Genomic DNA, 25710 nt, shown 5'->3' on the forward strand with positions numbered 1-25710 from the left:
AGTCTTCGGTAGAATCATAAATTAATTGACTTCCATAAATTTAACACAGTTAGATATATGGGTCAACTAAAGAAATTTAATTATCTAATATTAGTTTTGAGCCAAGTTTAAGCTTGGACCAAATGTTGTAGCAACAGATAAATGTTTGATATAGCCACCCTTAACTGATGATGGGCGAGCTTTAACAATAACATCGTTGATAACATCAAAGTTACCAATTAATGCTGCATCATCAAATGATACTTTACCAATTGGAACATGAACATTTCCATCTCTATCAGTACGGTAAGTTACCTTGCCGGCTTTAGATTCTGAAACTGCTTTTTCAACGTCCATTGTAACAGTACCTGTTTTAGGATTAGGCATTAAACCTTTAGGTCCTAAGACACGGCCTAAACGTCCAACTTGGGCCATCATATCTGGTGTTGCAATAGCAACATCAAAATCTAACCAGCCACCAGAAATACGTTCAACCAAGTCATCATCACCAACAACGTCAGCGCCGGCTGCAAGTGCAGCTTTAGCTTTATCGCCTTTAGCGAATACAACAACAGTTTGGTCTTTACCAGTACCATTTGGAAGTACAACAGCCCCACGTAATTGTTGGTCTGCTTGTTTTGTATCTAAGTTTAAGTTGTAAGCAAGTTCAATTGTAGCGTCAAACTTAGCAAAGTCCATTTTCTTAGCTAATGCGATTGCATCAGTAATTGAATAGTTTTTACCTTCTTCAACTTGTTTTAAAGCGTCTTGATAATTTTTACCTTTTTTAGCCATCTTGAATTTTCCTCCTTGCAATATGTGGTCTAACGGATAAACCTCCCACTTGATACATCTATTTTCATAGAGTATCCGACCGAGAAGCGTGTTTGTAGTTAGGAATTAACCTTCTACAACGAATCCCATGCTTCGTGCAGTTCCTTCGATCATGCGCATTGCAGATTCAACACCTGAAGCGTTTAGATCTTGCATTTTAGTTTCAGCGATTTGTTGAACTTGAGCACTAGTTACTGTTGCAACTTTTTTAGTGTTAGGTTCGCCAGAACCACTTTCAACGCCTGCAGCTTTCTTTAAAAGAACTGCTGCGGGTGGTGTTTTTGTAACGAAATCGAATGAACGATCTTCGTAAACACTAATTACAACGGGAATTAACATACCAGCTTGGTCAGCTGTACGTGCATTGAATTCCTTTGTAAAGCCCATGATATTAATACCAGCTTGTCCTAATGCAGGACCAACCGGTGGAGCAGGAGTTGCTTTCCCTGCTGGAATTTGTAATTTAACGACGTTTGCTACTGTTTTAGCCACGTGACATACCTCCTTGTAAAATCCGTGCGTGGTAAATGGAGATATAAATTTCTCCTCCCACTGTATGCAGAACATACTAATATAATATAACACCCAGATGGGTTCCACGCAATCTTATTTATGCTTTTTCCATAAAAATGTGTAAATTGATTCATCAACTCGTTTATTTTCATGTAATAATCTGTGTGCTGCTCTTCGACCGCTCACAATAAGTTCCTGATAATTAAGCTGATTTTCAACTAAATAGCGAAGTGATAAAACACTATTAATGGAAACAGCGCCATCATTGCCATTTTTCAAATCGCCAGCAATATTTAAAAATTGTAAATTCTCCGGTAGATGCTGCATTGCCTTTTCAAAATACTGGTAGAGTGAAGTCGTTTCCACTGGACCTTTATCAGTTAAAAATAAATCTTCAATGATAGGCGTATTTTGTGCTACATTATGATCATTGTATGGTGCACCAATTGAAATGGCATGTGCCACCATTGGGACATCAGTCATATCTCTGTATTCTGTCATATAGCGTAATATACTGACACTACCCATTGAATGCCCAACAAAATCGACCTTTTCAATGGCATAAGCGCCATATAAAAATTGCATAATATAATGTAACCATAAGCTTTGTTTTTCAACAGGAGCTATATTATTTTTAAATAAAACTTGAATGAATGGTTGCGCAGATCTTAATTGACCTTCAACATGTAAACTACCATTATCATCAACTATGATAACCATATCTTTACGACCATAGCCTGCTCGTTCAAAACGGGCAATCATTGGGCCAAAAGAAAGTCGATTACCACTATAACCGTGAACAAATAGTGTTGGGGTCATCTTGTCGCTAGGTACAATTGGATCAGAGGCATCAATTGAAACATGCCCTAATCGTCTAAATTTATTCCCAATGAAAAAACTTGTGCCTGCTCCTAGACCTAACAAGCCTATCTTCAAAAGTCCCTTAGTCATTAAATCACCTTCTACTTTTGTGAGTTATCACCCTAGCCTAATAATTTATCTACTTGATCAAAGTTCAATTCTGTACTTGTTTCACGACCAAACATATCAATATCAACTTTAAGTTTTAATTTTTCATTATCAATTTCCGTTACTTTACCGATAAGGTTAGCAAATGCACCTTCAATAATTGTGACAGATTCACCAATTTCAATGTCCAATTCTTGATGACGAGCACTCATACCCAAACGACGAAGAATCAATTCTACTTCTTCAGGTAATAGTGGTGCTGGTTTACTTCCGGCCCCATGAGAACCAACGAACCCAGTTACGCCTGGTGTATTACGAACAACATACCATGATTCATCTGACATACCCATCTCAACTAAAACATATCCAGGGAATGTTTTCTTCATATCTGTTTTTTCTTTACCATTTTTAACTTCACGTTCTTCTTCTTCAGGAACAACTACACGGAAAATAAAATCTTCCATACCCATTGATTGTGCACGTGATTCAATATTTGTTTTAACTTTATTTTCGTAACCAGAGTAAGTATGTAAGACATACCAACTTTTTTCGATTGATTCCATTATATATATCTCTCCTTAAATTATCAGCTTCATTTTTCTCAAACAAAAAAAACTCCGCATCAACGAAGTTTTCTCACTTGTGTCATTATATCAAAACATCAGTTAAATAGCTATTCTTCTATGAAAATAGGGTTAAGAATGCAGAAGCACCTGAATCAACAATCCAGAAGAAAATCGCAAACATAATTGCAGTTACAACAACAGTTGTTGTATCACGACGTAGTTCCTTACCTGTTGGCCAAGTTGTTGCTTTAATTTCTACGATAACACTTTTAAGAAATGCATTAATTTTTCTCATAACTATCCCCCTATTTTGTTTCACGATGTAACGTATGTTTATTACAATATTTACAAAATTTATTTACTTCTAAGCGTTCGGTTCTGCTCGGTTTTGCAGCTACAATATAATTTCGTGAGCCACAAACGATACAAGCCAATGCTACTTTTCTTTGTGCCATGACTTTTTCTCCTTAATGTAAAGTTAACTAACGCTAACTTCGACTAACATTTTTAAAGAATACACTCATTTTACATTAAAAGAAAGAAAAAAGGAACCACCCTCTTTTCTTTCTTTCCTAATTATCGATTTTCTTTAAAAAATAACCCAAGCTTACTCTTACACCTTGAGATAGATCCTAATACCTTTTTCATATCGCACTCTAAAATAAGCGCAATTTCTTCTGGCTTTTTCATTTGATAATAAAGTAAAACAAAAGTACTTCTTTCTAACTCTGACAATTTCAATTCAAAATCATCCAATTTTTCTTGAAGGATAATTCTGTCATCTGCCAATATCTCACAATAAAACGAAGGCCGTTCACATTCACCATAAGTTTCTTCATATCGTTCCAAAGAATGCGAGTTCGCATCAGACAGCCTTTTAGTCGCTGATTGTTTGCGAATTAAACTAAAAATACAATTCGATAGACTGGTTTTAAAATACTGTCCAAACGTAATTCCTTTGTTCGGTTGGTAATTTTTTAATGCTTTAAAACAAACAGCTCTAGCCTCTTGTAAAAAATCTTCAGTATCCCATAATTTTAGATAGTATTTACGAATCATCGAATAAACCATTGGACGATATCGTTCAAATAACGGTTCAAATTTATGTTCTGCACCTAATTTAATTTGGCAAATCAATTGAAAATCTGTTTCGTTTTCAGTACTCCGGTAAGTTTCATCTAACAAGTAGACTCTCCATATCCGGGTCTCCATTTTTCAATATACCAAACATAATGACTGATTACAACAGTTGCTTAGTCATGTGATAGGTGATCACGCAATTCAGCCAGACTATCTAATTGTTCTGAGTCCCATGGTGAACGACGAACCGATGCCTCCGTTTGATATTTTTTGGCTTGTTGAGCAACTTCTTTTTTAGATTCATTAATGTCTTTGTATAACTCCCATGCAGGAATTCTTAATGCACCTTGTGAGAAAATAGTCCACTGTTCTGCTTGATCACTCGTTGCAACAGTTACCTGTGTGAGTTTAGTCTGTAACTCACCTATCATTGCTTCAATATAACTATCAGCCGTCTGACCCTCTGCTGTCCAAATAATCTCTAATCCATATTTTGTATAACTCTTTGATAGTCCTGGAACATACATTGCATCAAAGACAACGATTAACCGAGAGTCAATCTGTTTATGATAATTTGATAATTTGTGCAGTAGCAAGTCACGTGCTTCATCAAGTCGCTCTGATTGTTTCAATCGATTTAATTCTGGCCAATTACCAATCATATTATAGGCATCTACAACCAAAATTTGCTTTTTCATTATTATTTACCCCTAGAAGTAAATCCTTGATAAATAAGTAAACTGGCTGCGACACTGGCGTTTAAACTTTGAACGTGTCCAACCATTGGAATAGTCAACATACCATCACAAGCTTTTTTCAATAACGGTGAAATACCTTTACCTTCGTTACCAATTACGAGGGCTGTGGGTCCTTTAGCATCCCATTCACGATAATCTTGTCCATCCATATCTGTTCCGAAGACCCATAATCCGGCCTTTTTCAATTCATTTACAGTATTTACCAAATTAGTTACGCGAGCAACTGGCATATATTCAATTGCACCTGTTGACGTCTTAGCAACTGTTGACGTTAAACCGACTGCGCGACGTTTTGGAATAATAATTCCATGTACACCCGCAGCATCGGCTGTTCTCATAATTGATCCTAAGTTATGTGGATCTTCAACATTATCTAAAATAAGGAAAAATGGTGGTTCATCTTTATCAGCTGCACTTTTGAAAAGATCTTCAATAGTTGCATATTCAAATGCGGCAACTGCTACAATAACGCCTTGGTGATTTTGTTGATCTGATAATAAATCTAATTTACTTTTAGGAACTAGTTGTGTGATAATACCTTTTTTCTTAGCTAACTGTTCAATACCACTTAAAACATCTGATTTTAATCCAGTTTGTAAAAATAATTTGTTAATTGATTGATTACTTTTTAACGCTGCTTCTACAGGGTGACGACCAATAATAAAATCGCCAGCCTCTTCACTACTTCTTGGTTGTCCCATTTAAGTTCTCCTTTTCAACGGTGTTAATACACCATTTTGCCAATTCGGCCAATCTATCGTTTTGATTACTCAAAAATAAGTAGCCAAACAATGCTTCAAATCCAGTTGAAATACGATACGTTATTACTGATGTATTTTTAGCTGAAGTATGACTTTTAGCATTACGTCCACGTTTAAAGTAGTCTATTTCTTCTTCAGTTAAAATATTATTTTCTGTCATTTTATCTATCAAGAAAGCTTGTGCTTTGGCTGATACATAATGTGTTGCTTGATGGTGTAATTGAGTTGGTCTTGTAAGTCCTTGTACAAGTAAGTGTTTACGAACAAATACTTCATAAATACCATCGCCCATATAAGCTAACGCAATCCCATTCATTTGTTGATAATCTGCATTATTTTCCATTAGTCTTTTCTCCATCTAGTTCCTTGTGGTGTGTCTTCCAAAATAATTCCTTCTGCTGCAAGTTGATCTCGAATTTCATCGCTTTTTTGAAAATCTTTTTGTTTCTTAGCTTCTATTCTTTGTGCAATTAATTTTTCAACTCTGATATCTAGAGCATCAGCTACTTGTCCAAAAGCTAATCCAAAAACTGATGTCATTTCTTTAAAAATTTCTAACAAGTGATTAATTGAATCTCGTTCCACTTGTTTGTTTTCAGAATAGACATTCATTTTCTTAGCTAAATCATAGATAACTGCAATACCATTTTGTGAATTAAAATCATCATCCATAGCAGTTTCAAAATTGGATAAGCTCTCATTAATTTGATTTTCTATTAATTTATTTTCTCCTGAAATAGCATCGTTCAATCGATAAGTTAAGTTATCAAATGCTGTTTTCAATTTATTTAAATTATTAGTCGCTTCATCAATATTCGCTTGGCTATACTGAATTGGACGGCGGTAATGCGTTGTTGCCATAAAGAAACGGATAACTTGTGGATTGACTTCTTTAATCATATCATGCACCGTAACAAAATTACCTAGTGATTTACTCATTTTTTCATCATTTTCACCAATTGTTACAAATCCATTATGCATCCAATAGTTAGCAAATTTTTGACCCGTTTCAGCTTCACTTTGAGCGATTTCATTTTCATGATGTGGAAACATTAAATCCTGTCCACCACCATGAATATCAATCGTTGGACCTAGGTATTTTGTTGCCATTACAGAACACTCAATGTGCCAACCCGGACGGCCCTTACCAAATGGAGAGTTCCAAGAAAGATCATCATTTTTGACTGATTTCCAAAGTGCAAAATCAATTTCATCTTCTTTTCGAGCCGTTTCTTCAGTATCAACATGCTGACTGGCACCTTGTTCTAATTCGTTGATATTTTGATCAGATAATTTACCATAATCTGGAGATTTACGCGTTCTAAAATAAACATCCCCATCAGATACATAAGCATAACCTTTATCAATTAAATTTAATATAAATTGAATGATATCATCAATATTTTCTGTCGCCTTTGGATTTTTAGTTGCTGGTTCAATCGCCAATGCCTTGGTATCTTCCATGAAAGCAGCAATAAACTTATCGGCTAATTGTTGAACTGTTATATGGTCTTCTTTAGCAGCTTTGATCATTTTATCATCAACATCTGTAAAATTAGATACATAGTTAACTTTAAAATGACGATATTCAAAATATCGACGAATTGTATCAAACGCAATAGCACTTCGCGCATTTCCAATATGAATATAGTTATAAACGGTTGGCCCGCAAACGTACATACTAACTTTCCCAGACACAAGTGGTTTAAAAACCTCTTTTTGATTCGTTAATGTATTATAAATTGAAATCATTTTATCACCCGCCATTTAATCTTTTTGTTAAAAAAAGACGTCTTTTATATACTTATAAAAGACGTCTTCAACGTTGTTCCACTCCTTAAGATGTAGTGAACCTACATCCAACAATGAGTTAACGTTCATTACACGACTATAATTACTTTGTTCATCATAGCATTTTAAAGAGGCACTTCACAACTAACGTTTGTTTTCTCACATCACCGAAAACTTTCTAAAAAACGCCAATAAGTTGTTACTCTCTCTTATCAAAAATTATTTTGTATTCATTTCTTCTAACGTTTTGTTCAAATGAGCTAATGCTTTTTCACGACCAAGCAATTCGATTGATGCTGGTAGTTCTGGTCCATGCATTTCACGCGTTGTTGCAATACGGATTGGCATATATAATTGACGACCTTTAATTTTTGTATCTTTTTGAATTGATTTAATTGTTGCTTGGATAGCAACAGCATCAAAAATATCAATCGTTTTAATGCGTTCAGCAAATTCTTTTAAAACTGTTGGTGCTGTTTCAACAGCTAACTCTGCCTTTGCTTCATCATCAAGAACAGGTGGTTCGCTTAAAAATACTTCTGCCATTTCAGTAATTTGACCTGTATATGACATTTGTTGCTTATAAAGGCTAATTAATTTACGAGCCCATTCAATTCTTTCTGCACTTGGATCAGCTTCAATTTTACCATCTTGAATTAATTGACGTAAAGCCAAATCCATTACTTTATCTTCATCAGCTGTTTTAATATATTGATTATTAATCCATTCTAATTTTTTACCATCAAATGAAGCTGGTGACTTGCTTAAACGTTTAGGATCAAACATTTTAATCAATTCTTGGCGAGAGAAAATTTCACTTTCGCCAACTGGTGACCAGCCTAATAAGGTAATGAAGTTTACCATAGCTTCTGGCAAGTAGCCTAATTCACGATATTGTTCAATGAATTGGAGAACATTTTCATCACGTTTACTTAATTTTTTTCCTGTTTCTGTATTGATAATTAATGTCATATGTCCAAAGATAGGTGCATCCCAGCCAAATGCTTCATAAATCATCAATTGCTTAGGCGTATTGGCAATATGGTCATCCCCACGAAGAACATGCGTAATTTCCATCAAGTGATCATCAACAACAACAGCAAAGTTATATGTTGGCATACCATCACGTTTTTGAATAACAAAATCGCCACCAATAGTATTGGAATCAAAGGTAATTTCACCTTTAACAATATCTTTAAATTCGTATTTTTTGTTTGCTGGAACACGGAAACGAATAACAGGTGTTAAACCGGCAGCTTTTGACTCTGCAATTTTAGCAGTAATCTCATCATCAGACATACCTGCATATTCGTATTCATAATGTGGCATTTCATTACGTGCTTTTTGAGCATCACGGTCTGCTTCGAGTTCATCTTCTGTTTTATATGACTCGTAAGCTAAATTTTTATCCACTAATTCTTGGATTAATGGTAAATAGATATCTTTACGTTCTGATTGACGATAAGGACCAAATTCTCCTGGTTTGTCAGGACCTTCATCCCAATCCATGCCTAACCATTTTAAGTTATCTAGTTGGCTGCGTTCACCATCAGCAATATTTCTCTTTGTATCAGTATCTTCAATACGGATAACAAAAGTACCCTTTTGACTTCTCGCAAATAAGTAATTAAATAGAGCGGTACGAGCATTTCCAATGTGTAAATGTCCAGTTGGACTTGGTGCATATCTGACACGAATTTTATTTTTAGCCATGATAACGCCTCTTTCTTTTTTCTGTATTTAGTTACTACGATATAAACCGTTTATTTAAGGCTTTATTCAACTAATCTAGTTTACAATGAATCGGATAAAAAATAAAGCCAATAATCTTAGTATTGACTTTATTTCTTATCGTTTATTTTTTTCATTGAATGTAATGGTTTTGCAAAAATCATTCTTCCAGCATCCGTTTGAAGTGCACTTGTAACGACAACGTCAATTGATTTGTTTAGGAAATACTTTCCTTCTTCCACGACAACCATTGTTCCATCATCCAAATAAGCAACACCTTGTTGACGCTCAGAACCATTTTTTATTACCATAACATGTAATTGTTCTCCAGGAATAACCCGAGGTTTCAATGATTTAGCTAGTGCATTTACATTCAAAATCTGGACATTTTGAAATTCGCTAACTTTGTTTAAATTAAAATCATTTGTGACAATAACCCCATCAATCGTTTTAGCTAATTTAATTAACTTACTATCTACTTCTTCAATTTCTTCAAAATCACCTTCATACATTTCAATCGGCATGATTTTTTCATCTTGAAGTTTATTTAAAATATCTAATCCTCTACGACCCCGAACACGTTTGATACTATCAGCTGAATCTGCAATATATTGGAGTTCATATAAAACAAAATTAGGAACTAATAATGTTCCTTCAATAAAGCCAGTTTTAATCAAATCATAAATCCGGCCATCAATTAAGATATTTGTATCTAATATTTTATATTCATGATAATTATCATTGACATTACGGTCTAGTAAACTACTTTCAACGACATCACTTTTCTTATTTTTTGATGCAAATAATTTACGCCAATCCTCCAAACGATTAGTTCCTATAACAAAACCCAAGTATCCAAGTAAAAATAGTAACAAAACGGGTACAATTGTGTTCAATAGCCATATTTCTGATCGATAGAATGGTGTTGAGATTAAAATTGCAATAACCATACCAACAATAGTTGAAACACTCGCTGTTAGTAGCATCATTGGGCTTTGATTAGTTAAATAATTTTCAATATTTGCCAGTAATTTTTCTAGTGGCGTTATGATAAATAAAGATAGAATAAGAGCTAAACCGACACCTATTAAAAAATTAACAACACTATTATTTAATATACCAATCTCCGCAATACTCACTAATTTCCAAAAAAGTGGTAGCAAACTAACACCAATTCCACCGCCGACTAGTGCAACAACACCTTTAATAATATTTCTACGCATTGACAACTCCTCCTTTCTAACTAAACACTACTTTTAGTGCTTCGCTTAGTGTAGCAACACCAACAACTGTAATTCCTTTAGGTGGTGTCCATCCTGATAAATTATTTTTAGGAATAAAAATTCGTTTAAATCCAAGCTTTTGTGCTTCAGCAACCCGTTGTTCAATCCGATTAACACGTCGAATTTCACCAGTCAATCCAATTTCACCTACAAAACTGTCTGCAGGGTCTGTTTCTTTATCTCGATAACTTGACGCAATACTAACAGCAATCGCTAAATCAATAGCTGGTTCATCTAATTTTACGCCACCAGCCGCCTTAAGATAAGCATCCTGGTTCTGTAATAATAAACTTGCACGTTTTTCAAGAACGGCCATTATTAATGACACACGATTGTGATCAAGCCCTGTAGTTGTACGCTTCGCCGTTCCGTAAACTGTTGGTGTGATTAATGCTTGAACTTCAACCAAAATAGGTCGTGTTCCTTCCATAGATACAACAATAGCAGAACCTGTTGCGCCAGCCAAACGTTCTTCTAAGAAAATTTCTGATGGGTTTGCAACTTCAAATAACCCACCTTCACGCATATCAAAAATTCCAATTTCATTTGTTGAACCAAATCGGTTTTTAACAGCGCGTAAAATACGGAACGTGTGATGCATATCTCCTTCAAAATAAAGGACTGTATCAACCATATGTTCCAAAATTTTGGGACCAGCAATTGCACCACCTTTTGTTACATGTCCAACAATAAAAATCGTAATACCATTCGTTTTAGCAATTTGTAATAATTCAGCAGTTACTTCTCGAATTTGAGAAACACTGCCAACTGCAGCAGACATTTCTGGTTCTTGCATTGTTTGAATTGAGTCAATGACTACGTAATCAGGATTTAATGTCTCAATATTTTGACGAATATTACCCATATCTGTTTCAGGGTAAAGATAAAATTTCTGACCTCCAACACCGAGGCGCTGTGCACGCATTTTAATCTGAACAGCACTTTCTTCACCAGAAACATATAAGACAGTTCCGCCAGTTTGGCTTAGTTGACCAGAAACTTGTAAAAGTAATGTTGATTTACCAATGCCTGGATCACCACCAATTAAAACTAATGACCCGGGTACAACACCACCACCAAGAACACGATTTAATTCACCTAACTCAGTTTCAACACGTTCTTGTTCTGCCATTGAGATATCATCTAATAGTTCTGGTTTAACAGAAGCTCCAGTAAAACTGACACGAGCTTTACGATCTGCTTTTTGTGATTGTTCACGCTCTTCTACCATCGTGTTCCATTCGTTACAGTTAGGGCAACGACCCAAATACTTTGGTGAGGTGTATCCACAGTTTTGACATACAAATTGCGTTTTTACTTTTGCCATACAAACTCCCCACCCTTTCATTATAAATTCTATTGTTAATATTTTATCACATAAACGACAACCTGTAATTTCAATTGAAATTCTTAATCATTCTATAATAACTATTTACCTGATGAACCAAATCCGCCAATACGTTTTGTAGCGGTCACCTTTTCATTATCAACAGTTAAATAGGGCATAAAAATCCCTTGGCCTATCCGATCTCCTTTTTTTACCATTTGATCTTTTAAACTAAAATTAACAATTTGTATGAAAATTTCACCTTCATTTTTTTCGTTATTATAGTAATCAGAATCAATAACACCAATTCCATTTGGTAAAATCAGTCCACGTTTTAAGGGGCTACTTGAACGATTTGCTAATAATAAAAATTCATTATCTAGCATATACGCTTTAATTCCTGTGGGAATTAAATAAGGTTTCAAAATTTTATTTGCTTGAATGAGCTCTTCTTCAGCCACCGATTCACGATGCCTAATTAGCCATAAAACCTTTAAAAATCCACTTTTCCAGATTGAAGGTAATGTAAAATCTTCAGCTGCAGCTAAGTCATATCCTGCCGAAGTTGTTGTTGATCGAACGGGTAAGTCAATTTTCCCTGCATATTTAGTAACAATTTCAAATCCTCTTGTTTTCATTTGTTTATCCCCGTAATCTGTTTACTTTTTATCTTACCTCATTTATGACATAAATGGCTAGTTTTTGGGCATTTTTTAATGGTATAATTACATTCAAAGGGAAGGTGTTCAAATGGATTTCCAACTAAATGAAACCGATTTACGCGTGTACAACGTTAATGACGAGTTAATTAGTCGAATTAGTTTTACCATGATTAATGCTAATCAGACAATGGTCATTGAACATACTTGGGTAGCTGACAATCAGCGTCATCAAGGGCTTGCAAAAAGTACAACTGATTACTTAATTAAACAAGTTATTCTAAATCAGCAAACTATTTTACCATTATGCCCTTATACAAAGTTTTATTTTAGTGAACATCCAGAACTTTTAGAATTAATTTATACACCTAAATAAAAAATAGGAGAGTGACACACATGAATCAAGACAATTTAAAAAAATTAGTTGGACAAAAAGCTGTCGAGTTTATTAAAGACGGTATGGTTGTTGGACTTGGTACAGGCTCAACCGTTAAATTTATGGTAGATGCATTAGGTCAACGTGTTAAAAATGAAAACTTATCAATTATCGGTGTTTCAACATCAATTAGAACTGAAGAACAAGCAAAATCACTTGGTATTCCAGTTAAATCAGTTGATGAAGTTGACCACATTGATTTAACAATTGATGGTGCAGATGAAATTGATGACCATTTCCAAGGTATTAAAGGTGGCGGTGCTGCTCATTTATTTGAAAAAATTGTTGCTATTAATTCAAATCAAAATATGTGGATTGTTGATGAAAGTAAAATGGTTCATACGTTGGGTAAATTCCCTCTTCCCGTTGAAGTTATCCCTTACGGTAGTCATCAATTATTCAAAAAATTAGAAGCTAAAGGATTTAATCCCAAATTTAGAACTGTTGATAATGAAAATGTTTTAACTGACTCTAAAAATTTTGTCATCGATTTATATTTAGGTGAAATAAACGATCCTGCTAGCATACAAGATTATTTAGCTAAACAAGTTGGTGTTGTAGAACAAGGTCTATTTTTAGATTGTGTAAATACGGTTATCGTTGGACGTCAAGATGGTCCTGAAGTTTTACACGCACGTTCTGACACCTTTACAATTAAATAATTCTAAAGAAGAGCTAATTTTTATTGGCTCTTTTTAAATACGCAAATTGATTTTATTTAAAAATGAGAATTTTCTTTTCTTTTTAACATTGTTTACTAATCTAACGAGATATATTATAATAGCCACAGTACTTAAATCTTATATAGGAGTGTGATTTTTTTGACACAATCAATTAGTTCAGAACAACTCGCAAAATTCCAAAAAAATTTACATGCACGTGAAAGCCATGAAGTTATTGAACGTGCCGTTACAAAAAATGGTATTTTAGCAAATAGTTACGATTTAAAAGCCCAAGCTAAAATGGAACCTGTTTTCTCAATTGATCTGGATGTTGGTAATGTTTCTAACCAAAAGCAATCAGGTCGTTGTTGGATGTTCGCCGCATTAAATACAATGCGTCATGACATGAAAACAAATTTTAAAGTTGCCAAAGATTTTGAATTGTCACAAAATTTCACTTACTTCTGGGATAAACTTGAAAAAGCAAATTACTTTTATCAAAATGTTCTTGAAACAGCTGATAAACCAACTAGTGACCGTACCGTTTCATGGTTAATGACAACTCCACAACAAGATGGCGGCCAATGGGATATGATCGTTGCAATTATTGAAAAATATGGTGTTGTTCCTCAATCTGTGATGCCTGAAACATATAATAGTTCTAAATCAAGCGAAATCAATTCAACTTTAAACTTAAAATTAAGAAAAGATGCTGTTGATTTACGTGAACTCGTTGCTGCCGGAACAAGTTCAAAAGAAATTGAAGTCGTCAAAGAAGCTAAACTTACTGAAATTTATCGTTTATTAGCATACAGTTTTGGTGAACCTCCTGCAACATTTGACTTTGAATATCGTGATTCTGATAATGAATATCATATTGATAAAAATTTAACACCAAAAACATTCTATGAAAAATTTATCGGTTGGGACTTAGATGAATACGTCTCAATCATTAATGGTCCAACAGATGATAAACCTTACAATAATATGTACACAGTTGATCGTCTTGGAAATGTTGTTGATGGGCGTCCTATTCGCCATTTAAACATTAACATGGCTGATTTTAGAGATGTTGCCATCAAACAATTACAATCTGGCGAGAGCGTCTGGTTCGGTTGTGATGTTGGTCAATCGTCTGAACGCCAAATTGGTATTATGGATACTGAACTTTATCATAAAGATGAATTGTTCAATATTGATCTAGCTTTATCAAAAGCTGAACGCCTTGATTACGGTGAGAGTCTAATGACTCATGCTATGGTTCTAACAGGTGTTGATTTGGTTAATGATCAAGCAACCAAATGGAAAGTTGAAAACTCATGGGGCGAAAAAGTTGGTAATAAAGGCTTCTTCGTTATGAGTGATGACTGGATGGAAGAATATTGTTATCAAGTTGTCGTTAACAAAAAATTCTTACCAGAAAAATTACAAGCTATTCTAAAAGAAGAACCTAAAGTCCTTGCTCCTTGGGATCCAATGGGTGCATTAGCATAATTAAAAAAGTAACAACAATATTGAATTGTTGTTACTTTTTTTGTGTTAAAATTTTTTTGCTTTTAATTGTTAAATCATCATTTAATGTATACCAAATAGGGACACCATTCGGAACCTCAACGCCATCAATATCTGCATCTGAAATATTTTCTAAATATTTTATCAATACCCTAAGTGTACTGCCATGTGCGACAATCAACTGGTTATTACCTTGTCTTAACTCTGGGGCAATGACATCTTGCCAGTAAGGTAAAATCCGTTTAAATGCCATTTCTAAGCTTTCTGATGTTGGTAAGCTACTTTTAACACGTTGCTTGTACCGTCTATCATTATCAGGTACAGATAAACTAGGTGGGATAGTCGTATAACTACGGCGCCATTGGGCTACTTGTTTAATACCGTAGATACGTTTGGTTTCATCTTTATTTAAACCGCGCAAGGCACCATAATGTCGTTCATTAAGACGCCAATTTTTCTGTATTGGAATCCAAAGTTGATTCATTTCTTCCATCATAATATTACTCGTTTTAATAGCTCGTTTTAAGACAGATGTATGAACCTGTGAAAATTGAATATTTGTATTAAGAATAACTGTTCCTGCAACTCTAGCTTCAGCGATGCCCTTAGCCGTTAATGGAACATCTGTCCAACCGGTGTATTCATTATTTTGATTTGCTAGACTCTCACCATGTCTTACCATGACTAATTCAACCATTATTAAAACCTTCTTCACTCTTCATTAATACTCATTATAACAAAAAAGACTTAAAACAACATTGTTGTCTTAAGTCTTTTAATTATTTATTTTACTCGACCAGCAAAATCTGGTTTCCAGTAAGCACTCATTGTGCTAATTTTAACATTTTGTCCTTCAGTTGGAGCTTCAGCAAATTGACTTCCACCTAAGTAGATAGCAACATGGTATGATGATCCTTTTGATCCCCAGAAAAGTAAGTCTCCAGGTTGTGCTTGAGAAACTGATTCATAGCTAACTTGTCCTTCTTGAGCAACAGTGTAGCCACCAATAGATTTTCCAGCAGCATGAGCATAAACATAACTAGTAAATCCTGAACAATCAAAACCGCTCAATGATTTTCCGCCCCATACATATGGGATGCTCTTTGTTGTTAATGATCTTGCTAGAGCAGTAATACTACTTGTATCAAGACTTGAAGCACTCACAGCACTTGTTGCTGCTTTTTTACTTGAACTATTTGTAGTTGAAGTTGTGACAGCTTTTTCACTTGAAGCTGAAGTATTTGAGCTTTTTACTGCTTTATTACTTGAAGTATCTGTACTTGCAGCTTCAGTTGCTTTTGATGCAGCTGCATCTGCTGCTGCTGCATCGTTCTTTTCATTTGCTGCTTTAGTTTCTGCTGCTGCTTTTTCAGCAGCTTTTTCTGCTGCTTTTGCTTTATCGATAGATGATTGTGTATCTGATTTTTTTGTATCAATTTGTGCTTTTAATGTATTTGCGTTTGCTTGTTTAACCGCTAGTTCAGCTTGTTTGTTTGTATATTCTTTAACTGTTTTTTGTTGATCTGCAGCCTTTTCATCTAATTCAACTTTAGAAGATTTAACTTCTGCTTTATCAGCTTTTTGTTGTTTAGCAGCTTTTTGACCAGCACCAACTAATGTTGTAACTGTTCCCACACGTTTGAAGGCATCAACAACACTTTTTGAATCTGAAACAAATTCAACCATGCTTGCTGTACTTCCATCAACTTGTAAAGCACGTGTTTGATCAGCTAATTGTGAATCTCTTTGTGAAATTTCAACATTTAATCTGCTGATCTTCTTACCTAATTTGTATTGATCTGATTCAAGTTTTGCAGCTGTATCTTTAGCATCCTTAACTTCAGCTTGAGTTGAAGTAATTTCACTATTAATTGTTGCTAATTTTGCAGCAACTTTAGTGCTCTTGCTATTTAATTTAGCAATCGTGCTTGTTAGTTCAGTTACACTATCTGAAGCGTTAGCTTGTTCTGCAACTGCGCTCATTCCAATAAGTGTAGCTGTCATCATCATTACTTTAGCAATTTTACTATTAATTTTCAAAAGGCACTCTCCTAGTTGATTTCATAATTATTATTTAATTTTAGCGTATTCGTTTTTCTCGACTAGAATAGAATAGCACGGTTCTTAGGTACATACCATTACGGTTAGTTTACATTCGAATTTAATTTACATCTTTTAATTTCAGTATGATTACACAAATGTTACAAAAGGCCATTTCCATTGTTTTTATCCCTCTTATTTGTTGTTAAATAGGCATTTACGAGTTCTATATTAAAATGACAAAAGCGTAATACAATTAGTCGTTTTTCACTGATTTAACATTACTTAATTAATCAAAGTTGTCCTTTTCATTCTTTTACATTTTTTCAATTATTTAATAATACCGTAAGAAAAAATTTTTTTTGCTTTTTATCCCTTTTTTTATCGTATAATCAGCTTAATTAATGTAATGAAAGGTATGAATAAATATGGCTAAAAATAATAACTTGGGAATGCCATCTCCAATAAAAGGCAGTTCTCAAAGCAATAAAAATAAGCATCCAATACTGTGGACACTATTGATAATTATGATTTTAGGTATTGCTTCTGGAGGTGTATATGCCTATTCAGTATTCACACATACTGAAGATACCGTCGCAAAAACTTACAAGAAAACCAAAGCAAAAAAATTAAGAAATGTTTCCAGTATTTTGAGTGAGAAAAAACCTTTTTCAATTCTATTAATGGGGACTGATACTGGCGCACTTGGTCGAAGTGATACAGGACGCACGGATACAATGATCGTTGCAACAGTTAATCCAACAACAAATAAAACTACCTTAACAAGTATTCCTCGTGATACTCAAGTTAAAATTGACGGAAGTGATGAAAGCTCTTCAAAAATAAACAGTGCCTATACCTATGGTGGCAAAGATGGTTCAACATCTGCTGTTAATACTGTTCAAAATTTATTAGATATCCCAATTGATTATTATATGTTAATTAACATGAATGGATTAAAGAAAATTGTTGATACCGTTGGTGGTGTTGATGTCAAACCATTACTTTCATTTAAACTTGAAGGAACTCATTATAAAAAAGGTAAGACAATCCATTTAAACGGCAAACAAGCCTTAGCTTATACGCGAATGCGTCATTCAGATCCACTAGGTGATTATGGCCGTCAAAAACGTCAAAAACAGATTATTACAGCAATTACCGGAAAAGCTAAATCTGTAAATTCACTCGCAAACTACAAAAAATTATTAAAAACAATTGACGGAAACATGGTAACTGATCTTAGTTTTAATGATATGCTCACAGTAGAAACAAACTACAGCGCCGCTACAGAATCAATTCACTCTGATTTCTTGCAAGGAGTAAGTACAGATGTTGATGGTCTTTCATATGAAGTTCCAACATCGACTGAAAAGAAACGCGTCTCAAATGCTATTCGTTCTCAATTAGGTTTAAACAAATCAACACAAGCCTTTACTAGTTTAGAACAGCAACTCTCTAAATAAATAGATATAAAAAAGAAACGGACCTCAATTAAAATTTGAGGTCCGTTTCTTTTTTACCAATTTTCTAAAAACTTTTGGTATTTCATTTCTCTTTGTTCAATAAGTTCATTAGATGATTTAGTCGCTAGGTTCTTCAGCAATTCATTTAGACTACTGTCCATTAGACTTATTGTTGCTGCCTGATTAGTTTCTGGCAATACCACATCAATCAATCCAATATTAAATAACTCAGTAGCCGTCATTGGCAAACTTGTTTCAATCTCATTTGGATTAGTTTTCTTCAAAATAGCACTAACGGCTTCTGGAGATGCTACTGAAAATAAGCTATTTTCAACCATCATAATAGCATTTGCATTTGCTAAAGCCAGTGCACCACCGCTTTGACCTTCACCTAAAAAAATGGCAATATTCGGCACTTGTAATGCACCCATTTTTAAAATCATTTCAGAAATAATATAGCTCTGTCCTGTTTGTTCTGATTTAACGCTGGCATCTGCGCCGGGCATATTAATTAGCGTTACAACAGGTCGCTTAAATTTTTCAGCTTCATTTAGTAATCGCATTGCTTTTCGATACCCACTTGGCTTCACGGCACCAAAATTATAGGCTAAACGTTCTTCTAAATTTACGCCCCGATTAATGCCAATAACTGTCACTGGGCACTTATGAAAAAGTCCAATCCCACCAATAATGGAAGCATCCTCTTCGCCAACTCGATCACCATGATTTTCGAAAAACACATCAAATAGACTAGAAATAATAAATTTAGCACTTAATCTATCATTCGATCGAACTTTTTTTAAAAAATCTGAGTCCATTTTTAATATCCCCTCACACGTGTAATAGTAGTAGCTGACTAAGAATCTGTTTTATGTTTTTCCGATCAATAACCTGATCAACAAATCCATTTTCATATAAACCTTCTGCTGTTTGAAAATTAGCAGGTAGCTTTTCATTTGTCGTCTGTTTAATCACTCTTTCACCAGCAAAGCCAATTTTAGCTTGTTTTTCAGCTAATACAATATCGTTATTTAGTGCAAAGCTAGCACTGACACCACCCATTGTTGGATCCGTCAATAGGGACATGACTAATAACCCTGCATTATCTAGTTTTTGTTTCATGTAAAGAATCGAATTCATTTGTAATAACGAATAAATTCCCTCTTGCATTCTTGCACCACCAGAAGCAGTAACGATTACAAATGGCAGTCGTTTATCTAATGCGACTTGCATCCCTAACTTAATTCTAGTCCCTGCCGTCGTATTCAATGATCCCATCATAAAAAAACTATCCATTACTGCTAAAATCAATGGTTGTTGATCAATGCTACCTTCACCGACAATAACGGCTTCATCAGATGTCGTTGAACGCTTAGCACGTTCCAGTTTTTCTGAGTAACCTGGAAATTGTGCTTTATTTTCTGTTTTATTTGCTACATTTATTACCTCAAAACCGTTTTCATCTGTTAAAATAGCAATTCTCTCCATAGCAGTCAAGCGTTTATAAGTTTGGCATTTAGGACAAATAAAATAAGGTGCCCATTCACTTTCATGTAAATGCGTCCCACAATTTCGGCACTTTTGCCATTGATTTGTCTTTGGATAATGACTCATTACCGCCACCGCCTTTAAATTTTGCTATCAATTGAAATGGTATTTTCAATAAATTCTTGTGATTTTATAATTATTTTTAATTGCGTTAAATTAGTTTCAATTCCTGAAATATAAATTGATTCAAGTGATTTTTGCATTTTTAAAATAGCTAATTCTCTCGTTTCAGCATGACAAATAATTTTTGCTAATAGTCCGTCATAGAAAGCAGAGATGGTGTCACCGACACCATAACCCGTTTCAATTCGAATATCTTTAGGAAAATCAAAACATGTAATTTTAGTTTTCACACTTGGAATTAAGGATAATCGACATTCGATTGCATGTCCATTCATTTCTACATCATTATTCAATACTTCTTTACCTTCAGCAACTAACAACTGTTGTTGAACAACATCCATTTTAACAGTTTCTTCAGTAACACCATGTTCGACTTGCAATCGTGTATTCATTTCTAAAAAATAAAATTGATTATTCGCAAATAAAAATTCTACAGTTCCTAATCCAACGTAATGTAAATTTTTGATTAACTGACGCGTAAAATAGTAGAGTTGGCTTTGTTGCTCACTAGTTAAGACAACTGATGGGCTTTCTTCAATCACTTTTTGTCGGTGATTTTGCAAGCTACAATCCCGATTTCCTAACACTTGAACATGGTGCCCATCACCGATAATTTGCACTTCTATATGCCGCGCGTTTATCAATTTTTTTTCAAGATAAAAACTTCCCTCAGCAAAAGAAGCCTTTGCTTCTTGCTGAACAATCTCAGCGCCAGATAACAAATCAGATTTCCTTTCAACTGCTCTGATACCCTTGCCGCCTCCGCCATGTGAAGCTTTAATTAATAGTGGGAATCCAATTTTATTTGCTTGCTCAATCAATTCTTCGTTAGAAGTAATTAAATCAGATCCAGGAATAACGGGTACCCCTTTCTCAATTGCTAACAAACGAGATTTATCTTTATCTGCTAGTTGCTGGATTAATTCCGCTTCCGGACCAATAAAAGTAATACCACATTCCATACACATTTGTGCAAAATGCGCATCTTCTGATAGAAACCCGTATCCTGGATGAATTGCATCAACATTTAAACTTAATGCTGCCATCAATATACTCTCTCGATTTAAATAAGAATCTTTTGCTAAGGCTGGCCCAATGCAAATTTTTTCATCAGCAAGTTCAACAAATCGACTTTGTGCATCCACTGTTGAATAAATAGCGACCGTTTGTATATTTAATTTTTGGCAAGCGCGAATAATTCGTTCAGCCACTTCTCCACGATTCGCTATTAAAATTTTTCGAAACAAATGACTCACCTATCCATCTATTCTAATTTTAAGTAACTCTTGATCAAATTCGACTAATTCACCATCATCTACTAGTTGTTCAAGTACGATACCTGTCACTGGCGATTGGATATCATTGTATAATTTCATACTTTCAATTTGAGCAATAACCTGCTTTTTAATAATTTTAGTCCCAATTGTTCCCATTTTATCAAAATGAACTAACCCAACAAGTGGGCTTTTAACGATAAAAATGGTGTCACTATCATCTTCTTGTATATTTGTTGCTACTTTTATTTTTTCGGCTGTTTTTTCTTGATCTACAACTACTTTAAAGTCACCATCTTCAATTTCAACATGAGAAAATGGCATTGTCGCAATTTTATCTAATAATTGATTAATTTCATTAAATTTCATTAATTTGCACACACCTTAAATTTTTATTAGTAAACTTCCATATGCTAAGCCAGCTCCAAATCCAGTTAATAAAACTGTACCACCCGTAAACCCTTGTTGAATTGCTTCATTTAGGGCCATTGGAATCCCGGCTGAAGATGTATTTCCGTGATGAATAACACTTGTTGCAAATTTTTCAATTGGCATCCCTAACTCATCAGCAATTGTTTCAATAATTCTTAAATTTGCTTGATGGCAAACAACCAAATCAATATCACTTGTTTTTAACTTATTATCTTTAAGTAATTGTTTCATCTGATTAGGCACAACTGTTGTAGCAAATTCAAACACATCTCGTCCCTCTTGGAAAAATGCATCTATTGTTGGATAATTATCTTCATTAACATCACTTAATGGTTCAATACGTCCACTATGAATAACATCCTTTTTTTGCCCATTTGTTTCTATTTTTTCAGCAATAAAGCTTTCATCCGCTGAATTATTTGAGGCTTCAAGAAGAGCACCACCTGCACCGTCTCCAAAAAATACAGCGCTTGTTCGATCCTTAAAATCCATCATTTTTGAGTTAACTTCTGCACTAATCACAATTGCCCGTTTGTATTGCCCTGTACGTAAAAACTTTTCTGCGGTACTCATAGCAAATATAAATCCCGCACAAGCAGCGCTAATATCGAAAGCAAAGGCGTTCATTGCGCCAATATTTCCTTGAACAATCGCAGCTGTCGATGGTGTTAAGGCGTCTGGCGAAATTGTGGAAATAATAATTAAATCAATATCTGTGGCTTCATACCCAGATTTAAGTAAAAGTTCATTTGCTACTTTTGTACTCAAATCTGATGTATTTTCATCAATTGCATAGTGTCGTGTTTTAATCCCAGTATGCGCCACTATCCATTCATCCGAGGTTGGCATAAATTTAGCTAATTCATTATTTGTCACAATTCGTTCCGGCACAAAATGTGCCATATTTTTTATTTTGACATAATTATTCAATTTACCCATTCTCCCAGTCGTTAAGTTTAATTCATTCTATTTTATCAATAATCGCAAAATTAAGACACCAAAATAATTAACGCTTAATAATTCTTTAATTTCATAATACGCCAGTATGGCAATCTTTCATTAAAAAAAGCACTAAACCCCATAGTAACAAGGTCGAGTGCTTTTAAGTAAAACTATTATGCGAGTAAATGGATTCGAACCATCACGGGATATTATCCCACCAGATCCTTAGTCTGACGCGTCTGCCAATTCCGCCATACTCGCAAGAACAATCATAATTGTAGCAAAAATTGTTCCTTGTTACAAGTCCCATTTAAAATAAATTAGTATTCCATTAAAATTAACTTACTTCGACACTTCGAGCAAACGTAGCGTGACAGGTTAATTTTTCTTTGTCGTTGATACTGTTGTCCACAATTAGAGCATTGATAGTGAATAACTCTTTTCTTTTTAGCCTGTTTTGGACCAAGAGGGGCAAACCGGCTACCACCTACAATTGTCAGTAGCTGTTTGAAATCATGATCACGATGTTGATAACCCTTTTTAGCAATATGCAGATGATAATGACATAATTCATGCTTGATAACACCTATTAAAATATCCTCACCATGTTCCGTCAGCATTTTAGGATTAATTTCAATATTATGGTCATTTAATCGATACCGTCCACCCGTCGTTCGTAGTCTTTTATTAAATGTTGCTTTGTGGATAAATGGCTGCTTAAAAAAAGTTGTGGATAAGTTTTGAACTAAAGCTGTTAATTCAAAATCAGTCATCTTATTTATCCGTTGGTCGTTTCATTGTTAACTGAACGCGATTACGTTTCAAATCAACTTCCATTACCCACACTGTAACTATGTCCCCAACCGCAACCACTTCACTTGGTTTCTTAACGAACTTATCTGTTAATTGTGAAATGTGGACAAGTCCATCTTGTTTAACACCAATATCTACAAACGCACCAAAATCAATTACGTTCCGAACGGTTCCTTGTAATGACATGCCGGGTTCTAAGTCCTCAATTGTTAACACATCGTGTCGTAGTAACGGTGCCGGCATATCGTCACGTAAATCACGGCCTGGTTTTTGTAAACTAGCTAGAATATCTGCTACTGTTTCCACACCACTACCCACAACTTGTGCCAAATTTTCAGCATTTGTCTGTGCTAATTGGTCATTTGTCTCAGTTTTACCCAAATTAGTTATTTTTATCCCCAATTCTTTCAACAAAATCTTTGTTAGTGGATAACTTTCAGGATGAATATCAGTATTATCTAAAATGTTATCCCCAGAAACAATACGTAAAAATCCAATTGCTTGTTCATAAGCTTTTGGTCCTAAGCGTGGTACTTTCTTAAGTTGTTGACGCTTCGTAAATTTACCATTTTCGTCACGATAAGTAACAACATTTTTAGCAATTGTTAAATTTAATCCAGAAATTTTTGTTAATAGCTCTGAACTAGCTGTATTTAAATTAACCCCAACTTTATTCACAGCATCTTCAATCACGACATCTAACTGTGCATCCAATTTTTTTTCAGCAACATCATGTTGATACTGACCGACTCCAACAGATTTAGGATCAATCTTAATTAATTCAGCCAAAGGATCTTGCAATCTACGGCCGATACTAATAGCAGAGCGTTCTTCAACGTGAAGTTCTGGGAATTCATCACGAGCTGCTTGACTAGCTGAATAAACCGATGCCCCAGCCTCATTTACAATGACATAAAAAATTGGCCGTTCGATTTCTTTTAAAATATCTGAAACAAATTGTTCAGATTCTCGACTTGCTGTTCCATTTCCAATTGCAATCATTTCAACTTGGTATTTTTCAAGGAACTGTTTAAATTGTCCAGCAGCTGCGGCACGTTTTTCACCATTTGCAGGTTTATGTGGATAAATTACCAATTTGTCTAAGAATTTACCTGTACCATCCACGATGGCTAACTTACAGCCTGTTCGATAGGCTGGATCAAAACCTAAAACAACTTTCCCTTTTAATGGTGCTTGCATAAGTAAATGGTATAAGTTATCCCCAAACACATTAATAGCTTGTTCTTCAGCAACCTCTGTCATACCTTTACGAATTTCACGCTCAATTGATGGTTTAATAAAGCGTTTATAACTATCTTGATACGCATTTTCAATGATTGGTACAGCGTCACCACTATTTTTCCCAATAATTCTAAAATGCATAAATGTCATAATTGCTTGTTCTGGTACAACAACGGAAGCTTTTAAGATTCCCTCTTTTTCACCACGATTAATTGCCAGTACACGATGCGGAACGACTGATTTTAAAGATTCACTAAACTCATAGTAATCACGATAAATACCTTTTTCGTCTTTTTCTTCAGCTTTAACTTTTGCTTCAAACAAACTATCTTTTTGAGTTACTTTACGAATCCACTCACGATATTCGGCACTTTCACCAAATGCTTCAGCTAAAATTTCATGTACCCCAGCAAAAACGTCTTCTTCAGTTAAAATTTCAGCATCAACATTAATAAATGTGCTTGCTTTCTGATTAATTTCAGCTGCTGTTTGGGGGAATGTCAACAACCATTTGGCAAATGGTTCTAATCCAGCCTCTTTGGCAATAGTGGCCTTAGTACGACGTTTTTGTTTAAAAGGTAAATAATAATCTTCAATCTGTTGCAATTTTTTTGCTAAACTAATTTTATTTTTTAAAGCTTCTGTTAAATTACCTTGTTCTTCAATTATGTGGATAACTTCTGCTTTACGTTTTTCTAAACTCTCAACATGTTTATAAGTTGTCTCAATTTCACGAATTTGAACTTCGTCTAAACTATCTGTTCTTTCTTTTCGATATCGTGCAATAAATGGAACAGTATTTCCTTCATCAAGCATCCCTAAAACTGCGTTAATTTGTTTTTCTCGATACTGATTTAGCTCTTTTAATACTAACGGCATAATGTTTTTTTCCATGATAACGACCTCAATTCGAATATTTTTTGTTCATAAAAAAGAGACTAATAATAGGCGTCAGTACAACCATTCCTAATA

General features: G+C 34.5%; 28 protein-coding genes, 1 tRNA gene and 1 other annotated feature (1 of these 30 running past the window's edge). Of the genes, 4 read left to right on the forward strand and 25 right to left on the reverse strand.

The features are described 5' to 3' along the window. Positions 1–27 (reverse strand) — a sequence feature (ribosomal protein L10 leader region) (it extends 89 nt beyond the left edge of the window). Positions 28–90: 63 nt separating this feature from the next. The 15 genes from rplA to AC1RPV_RS06915 form a co-directional block, all read right to left on the reverse strand. Then, positions 91–774 carry a 50S ribosomal protein L1 gene (gene rplA, locus AC1RPV_RS06845; RefSeq protein ID WP_409021536.1) on the reverse strand — a complete coding sequence of 228 codons (684 nt, stop codon included), beginning with the start codon at positions 772–774 and terminating at the stop codon, positions 91–93. Between the two features lie 105 nt (positions 775–879). Further along, on the reverse strand, positions 880–1305 hold the full coding sequence (rplK, locus tag AC1RPV_RS06850; protein ID WP_409021537.1) for a 50S ribosomal protein L11: 426 nt from the start codon (positions 1303–1305) through the stop codon (positions 880–882). 114 nt (positions 1306–1419) lie between these two features. Next, complete coding sequence (locus AC1RPV_RS06855; protein ID WP_481761894.1) at positions 1420–2277, reverse strand: alpha/beta hydrolase; 858 nt, start codon at positions 2275–2277, stop codon at positions 1420–1422. A gap of 32 nt (positions 2278–2309) precedes the next feature. Next, complete coding sequence (gene nusG, locus AC1RPV_RS06860) at positions 2310–2861, reverse strand: transcription termination/antitermination protein NusG (protein WP_409022813.1); 552 nt, start codon at positions 2859–2861, stop codon at positions 2310–2312. A 115-nt stretch (positions 2862–2976) separates the two neighbouring features. Beyond that, positions 2977–3156, reverse strand: coding sequence for a preprotein translocase subunit SecE (gene secE / locus AC1RPV_RS06865; protein ID WP_057974232.1), 180 nt, complete (start codon positions 3154–3156; stop codon positions 2977–2979). Between the two features lie 10 nt (positions 3157–3166). Further along, positions 3167–3316, reverse strand: a complete 150-nt coding sequence (gene rpmG / locus AC1RPV_RS06870; protein WP_057974231.1) for a 50S ribosomal protein L33 — start codon at positions 3314–3316, stop codon at positions 3167–3169. 121 nt (positions 3317–3437) lie between these two features. Next, positions 3438–4046: an RNA polymerase sigma factor gene (locus AC1RPV_RS06875; protein WP_481761893.1), complete on the reverse strand. Its 609-nt coding sequence runs from the start codon at positions 4044–4046 to the stop codon at positions 3438–3440. Positions 4047–4114: 68 nt separating this feature from the next. Continuing rightward, positions 4115–4639 carry an NYN domain-containing protein gene (locus AC1RPV_RS06880; RefSeq protein WP_481761892.1) on the reverse strand — a complete coding sequence of 175 codons (525 nt, stop codon included), beginning with the start codon at positions 4637–4639 and terminating at the stop codon, positions 4115–4117. Between the two features lie 2 nt (positions 4640–4641). Next, a complete protein-coding gene (rlmB, locus tag AC1RPV_RS06885; RefSeq protein WP_481761891.1) occupies positions 4642–5400 on the reverse strand; it encodes a 23S rRNA (guanosine(2251)-2'-O)-methyltransferase RlmB in 759 nt (252 codons plus the stop codon). After that, complete coding sequence (locus tag AC1RPV_RS06890) at positions 5381–5803, reverse strand: Mini-ribonuclease 3 (RefSeq protein WP_409021543.1); 423 nt, start codon at positions 5801–5803, stop codon at positions 5381–5383. Before AC1RPV_RS06890 ends, rlmB begins: the two co-directional genes overlap by 20 nt. Beyond that, on the reverse strand, positions 5803–7212 hold the full coding sequence (cysS, locus tag AC1RPV_RS06895; RefSeq protein WP_481761915.1) for a cysteine--tRNA ligase: 1410 nt from the start codon (positions 7210–7212) through the stop codon (positions 5803–5805). Before cysS ends, AC1RPV_RS06890 begins: the two co-directional genes overlap by 1 nt. A 258-nt stretch (positions 7213–7470) precedes the next feature. Then, a complete protein-coding gene (gltX, locus tag AC1RPV_RS06900) occupies positions 7471–8964 on the reverse strand; it encodes a glutamate--tRNA ligase (RefSeq protein ID WP_481761890.1) in 1494 nt (497 codons plus the stop codon). A gap of 128 nt (positions 8965–9092) precedes the next feature. Beyond that, entirely contained in the window at positions 9093–10205 is a 1113-nt protein-coding gene (locus tag AC1RPV_RS06905) for a PIN/TRAM domain-containing protein (RefSeq protein WP_481761889.1), read from the reverse strand. Between the two features lie 16 nt (positions 10206–10221). Then, a complete protein-coding gene (gene radA / locus AC1RPV_RS06910; RefSeq protein ID WP_409021546.1) occupies positions 10222–11592 on the reverse strand; it encodes a DNA repair protein RadA in 1371 nt (456 codons plus the stop codon). Between the two features lie 101 nt (positions 11593–11693). Next, on the reverse strand, positions 11694–12230 hold the full coding sequence (locus tag AC1RPV_RS06915; protein WP_481761888.1) for a dCTP deaminase/dUTPase family protein: 537 nt from the start codon (positions 12228–12230) through the stop codon (positions 11694–11696). A 112-nt stretch (positions 12231–12342) separates the two neighbouring features. Here AC1RPV_RS06915 and AC1RPV_RS06920 point away from each other — a divergent pair, with 112 nt between their 5' ends. From AC1RPV_RS06920 to AC1RPV_RS06930, 3 genes are all read left to right on the forward strand, one after another. Then, positions 12343–12627: a GNAT family N-acetyltransferase gene (locus tag AC1RPV_RS06920; RefSeq protein ID WP_481761887.1), complete on the forward strand. Its 285-nt coding sequence runs from the start codon at positions 12343–12345 to the stop codon at positions 12625–12627. A gap of 20 nt (positions 12628–12647) precedes the next feature. Further along, positions 12648–13349, forward strand: a complete 702-nt coding sequence (gene rpiA / locus AC1RPV_RS06925; protein ID WP_481761886.1) for a ribose-5-phosphate isomerase RpiA — start codon at positions 12648–12650, stop codon at positions 13347–13349. Positions 13350–13508: 159 nt separating this feature from the next. Beyond that, on the forward strand, positions 13509–14843 hold the full coding sequence (locus AC1RPV_RS06930) for a C1 family peptidase (RefSeq protein ID WP_481761885.1): 1335 nt from the start codon (positions 13509–13511) through the stop codon (positions 14841–14843). Positions 14844–14874: 31 nt separating this feature from the next. On the opposite strand, the gene AC1RPV_RS06935 is transcribed toward AC1RPV_RS06930, so the two are convergent. After that, entirely contained in the window at positions 14875–15558 is a 684-nt protein-coding gene (locus AC1RPV_RS06935; protein WP_481761884.1) for a 2,3-bisphosphoglycerate-dependent phosphoglycerate mutase, read from the reverse strand. A gap of 86 nt (positions 15559–15644) precedes the next feature. Continuing rightward, a complete protein-coding gene (locus tag AC1RPV_RS06940; protein ID WP_481761883.1) occupies positions 15645–16901 on the reverse strand; it encodes a C40 family peptidase in 1257 nt (418 codons plus the stop codon). A 428-nt stretch (positions 16902–17329) separates the two neighbouring features. Between AC1RPV_RS06940 and AC1RPV_RS06945 the strand changes: the two genes are divergently transcribed. Beyond that, on the forward strand, positions 17330–18364 hold the full coding sequence (locus AC1RPV_RS06945; RefSeq protein WP_481761882.1) for an LCP family glycopolymer transferase: 1035 nt from the start codon (positions 17330–17332) through the stop codon (positions 18362–18364). A 53-nt stretch (positions 18365–18417) separates the two neighbouring features. On the opposite strand, the gene accA is transcribed toward AC1RPV_RS06945, so the two are convergent. From accA to AC1RPV_RS06985, 8 genes are all read right to left on the reverse strand, one after another. Next, positions 18418–19182, reverse strand: coding sequence for a carboxyltransferase subunit alpha (gene accA, locus AC1RPV_RS06950; protein WP_481761881.1), 765 nt, complete (start codon positions 19180–19182; stop codon positions 18418–18420). Between the two features lie 13 nt (positions 19183–19195). Further along, a complete protein-coding gene (locus AC1RPV_RS06955) occupies positions 19196–19978 on the reverse strand; it encodes an acetyl-CoA carboxylase carboxyltransferase subunit beta (protein ID WP_481761880.1) in 783 nt (260 codons plus the stop codon). A gap of 14 nt (positions 19979–19992) precedes the next feature. Next, positions 19993–21282, reverse strand: a complete 1290-nt coding sequence (locus AC1RPV_RS06960; RefSeq protein WP_481761879.1) for an acetyl-CoA carboxylase biotin carboxylase subunit — start codon at positions 21280–21282, stop codon at positions 19993–19995. Positions 21283–21291: 9 nt separating this feature from the next. Continuing rightward, entirely contained in the window at positions 21292–21678 is a 387-nt protein-coding gene (locus AC1RPV_RS06965) for an acetyl-CoA carboxylase biotin carboxyl carrier protein (RefSeq protein ID WP_481761878.1), read from the reverse strand. A 15-nt stretch (positions 21679–21693) separates the two neighbouring features. Continuing rightward, complete coding sequence (locus AC1RPV_RS06970; RefSeq protein WP_481761877.1) at positions 21694–22680, reverse strand: beta-ketoacyl-ACP synthase III; 987 nt, start codon at positions 22678–22680, stop codon at positions 21694–21696. Between the two features lie 179 nt (positions 22681–22859). Further along, a tRNA-Leu gene (locus AC1RPV_RS06975) sits at positions 22860–22944 on the reverse strand. Positions 22945–23003: 59 nt separating this feature from the next. Then, positions 23004–23456 (reverse strand): SprT family protein, encoded by a 453-nt coding sequence (locus tag AC1RPV_RS06980; RefSeq protein WP_481761876.1) that lies wholly within the window; start codon positions 23454–23456, stop codon positions 23004–23006. Between the two features lies 1 nt (position 23457). Next, entirely contained in the window at positions 23458–25632 is a 2175-nt protein-coding gene (locus AC1RPV_RS06985) for a Tex family protein (RefSeq protein ID WP_481761875.1), read from the reverse strand. Positions 25633–25710 lie beyond the last annotated feature (78 nt).

Source organism: Dellaglioa sp. CoH-55-MRSF-9 (assembly GCF_056782155.1).